Source organism: Nocardioides sp. (assembly GCF_031422975.1).
GTDB lineage: Bacteria > Actinomycetota > Actinomycetes > Propionibacteriales > Nocardioidaceae > Nocardioides.
Genome location: NZ_JANPEO010000360.1, coordinates 1 through 2,925, shown reverse-complemented (window position 1 = coordinate 2,925; position 2,925 = coordinate 1). Strand labels below are relative to the sequence as shown.

At 68.1% G+C, this 2,925-nt stretch carries 3 protein-coding genes and 2 pseudogenes; 2 read left to right on the top strand and 3 right to left on the bottom strand.

Going from position 1 to position 2,925, the window contains the following annotated elements:
• Positions 1-322: pseudogene (locus tag RMO85_RS10930) on the top strand (TQXA domain-containing protein); the annotation flags it as partial.
• 7 nt (positions 323-329) lie between these two features.
• Here the strand turns inward: RMO85_RS10930 and RMO85_RS10925 are convergent.
• Together RMO85_RS10925 and RMO85_RS10920 are read right to left on the bottom strand one after the other, a co-directional pair.
• Entirely contained in the window at positions 330-1,838 is a 1,509-nt protein-coding gene (locus RMO85_RS10925) for a M1 family metallopeptidase (RefSeq protein WP_310528753.1), read from the bottom strand.
• 40 nt (positions 1,839-1,878) lie between these two features.
• A pseudogene (locus RMO85_RS10920) lies at positions 1,879-1,965 on the bottom strand (RNA polymerase subunit sigma-24); the annotation flags it as partial.
• A gap of 282 nt (positions 1,966-2,247) precedes the next feature.
• On the opposite strand from RMO85_RS10920, the gene RMO85_RS10915 reads away from it, so the two are divergent.
• Positions 2,248-2,634 carry a hypothetical protein gene (locus RMO85_RS10915; RefSeq protein WP_310528752.1) on the top strand — a complete coding sequence of 129 codons (387 nt, stop codon included), beginning with the start codon at positions 2,248-2,250 and terminating at the stop codon, positions 2,632-2,634.
• Between the two features lie 41 nt (positions 2,635-2,675).
• On the opposite strand, the gene RMO85_RS10910 is transcribed toward RMO85_RS10915, so the two are convergent.
• On the bottom strand, positions 2,676-2,925 hold a 250-nt coding region (locus RMO85_RS10910), incomplete at its 5' end, for a hypothetical protein (protein ID WP_310528751.1).

Here is a 2,925-nt window from a genome sequence, read left to right as displayed (position 1 = left end):
CACCCCCACCCCCACGCCGACGCCGACTCCCACGCCGACCCCGATCCCGACGCCCGCCTCGATCTCCTGCCCCACGCCGAAGGTGTCCGGCACCTTCAAGGTCGGCAAGAAGCTGAAGGCCGTCATCGGGACCGTCTCCCCTTCGGGCGTGACGGTGAAGTTCCAGTGGCTGCGCAACGGCAAGAAGATCAAGGCCGCGAGCAAGGCCACCTACAAGCTGGTCGCCGCCGACAAGGGCCGCAAGATCAGCCTCAAGGTGACCTACTCCAAAGCCGGTCTCACCACCGTGGTCAAGACCTCCGCTGCCAAGAAGGTCGGCTAGCGGGGCGTCATTGCGGCACACCCGGCTTCGGCGACGTACGACCAGTGATCCACCTGTCGAAGAAGGCCGACAGCTCGCGCCCGGTCTCCTTCTCCCAGTGGTCGAAGATCTGCTCACGCGTCACCGAGGTGCCGTCGTGGGCGGTCAGCCACGACCGGGCGATCCGGTAGAACTCGTCGTCCCCCAACGCCAGGCGCAGCTCGTTCCACATGAGGGCGGGCGAGTAGTAGATGTTGGAGCCGCCGAACTGCCGCGGGTCGTAAGCCCCGGGCGGGCCGTACTCGTCGCGCAGTCCCTGGTCGCCGGCCTGTGCGTCCTGGATGGTCGTGCGGAGCGGGCGGATGTCGTGCTCGTCCTCGTAGACCCACTGCATCAGCATCGTCATGCCCTCGTTGAGCCAGACGTCGCGCCAGTCCGCCGGCGACACCTGGTCGCCGTACCACTGGTGCACCAGCTCGTGCTCGATCACCTGGGGCGACAGGACGTAGGGGTTGTTGCCCAGCGTCACCGTCGTCTGGGTCTCCATCGCGCTCTGCGAGGCCGTGACGACCAGGCCGAGCGAGTCGAAGGGATAGAGGCCGAGCTTGGACTCGATCCAGTCGATGGAGGCGGCCGCGGTCTGGAGCCGGTTGAGGTCGACCACCATGCCGCGAGGCGTCCAGTAGTCCACCCGCAGGCCGCTCGCCGCGGTGTTGCTGCTGTGGGCGTAGTCGCCGATCGCGAGCGTCACGAGGTACGACGAGGCCGGCTCGGTGAGCTGCCATGACGTGGTCGTGAGGTCGTCCGCCGTGACCAGCCGGGTCAGGTGGCCGTTGGAGATCGCGGTCCAGGGGGCGGGTGCCGTGACGGTGATGTCGTAGAGCGCCTTGTCGGAGGGTTGGTCGTTGACCGGGTACCACGTGTAGGCGCCATAGGGCTCCTGCATCGTCCACACCTCACCGGTGTCGGTGATCGTGAAGCCGGTCGTGGAGAAGTCGCTGCGCGTCGTCGGGGCGGGCGCCGCTCGCGGCCTGCCGACGTAGTCGAGGGTGAGCTCGTAGCGCTCGTCAGTGGTGGTCGGTGCCGTCACCACGAGGTTCTTTCCCCGGCGTGCGAACGCGACGGGCTCGCCGTCGACGGAGACCCTCCCCGCAGTCAGGGCCGGGCTCAGGTCGAGCTGGAAGCGGGGTGCCGTGCGGCTGGCGCGGAAGGTGACGATCGCGTCGGCGGTGAGCCTCCTGGCCTCCCGGTCCCACGACAGGTGGAGGTCGTAGAGGAGGGCGTCGACGCCCGGGTCGCCGACCTTGGGATAGACGCTGTCCTCGACCGGTGTGGAGAGCGCGAGGTCGAGGTCCTGCTCCACGGTCTCGGTAAGCGGCGCGGCGGACGCCCCCGCGACGGCGGTCTCGCCCGACTCCGCGGGTGCTGCGCTCGAGACGGGCGGAGGGGCGAGTTCGTCGGGCTCCTCGGCGCTCGAGGAGCAGCCGGCGAGCAGGAGGCCGGACAGCAGCGCGGCGACCGCTGCCCGTTGCGTCATCGATCCCCCGCAGCAGGGGTCTGGCCAGCCTGCGGCCGTGGTGGATCTGCGCCTTCACCGTGCCGAGGGGGCCGACCAGGGCGGCGATCTCGTCGTAGGGGAGGCCGTAGACGTCGCGCAGCAGCAACGGTTCGCGACTGACGCTGCTGCGTAAACAGCACTCCTAACAAACTGATGCCTGCTGCGACGATTGCGGCGACCGCGCTGGCCACGGGTATCCAGTTCACGCGAAGGTCAGCGCGGTGGCTGCCTGCGGTTCTGGTGTGGTGCGCCCCCCCTATGCGATTGAGGTGTGATAACTGGGGCCCAACGAGTCGCCAGTTCAGGTACACAGTTGTCCGCCACCGGTCAGCTGGAACTGTCAGACTCGAGGACGGAACCGTCTACTGGGTAGGAGCGTCGTAGGGTCATGAGAGTCTGGGCAGCAGCGCTGATCGTCGTTCTGTCGCTGTCGGCATGCGCTTCCTCTGACGAACCTTCCGAGTCGGACGGACCCAAGGCCGCTGTGTCCAGCGCCGGTTCGTCGAAAGGCCCCATGGACGACTTCCCGGTTGGGTCATCCGCGCCCTTCGCGGTCTACGCGCACTGCGGGGTGGAGTTCACCACGATCGACGGAACGACATGGAGGACCGCGCCGCGTGATGACGGACAAGGGAACGCGCCGACAGGATGGCCGGAACGCATTCCAGGCACGCTGACTCGACCAGCCGATGACCGGGCCGTGTTCACAGCGTCGGAAATGCCGGTGGAGTTCGTCTTCAAGCCCGCTCCCGACGCCAAGTTCCACTGCGACTGAGGGTGCATCCACCCAGTTCGTCCCGACGGACTGAGCGCGACTCAGGTGCGGAGAGAAGGTGTTGCCCGGACCTGCGCCGGAAGGCGGCGGCTGGTGCCGGTGTCGTAGCGGCGCCGCTGCTGAGGTGCGTTCCCAGCGTTCTCGTCGAGGTGGGCTCGTAGGAGCTCGGCGTAGCGCCGAGGGTTGTCGGTGCCGTTGAGGTGGAGCCGGACGAGGCCGAGCATCAGGGTGGTGCGCGCCTGGTTCCTCAGCACGAAGGACCGCGAGTCGAGGTAGTCGCGCACGGTGCCC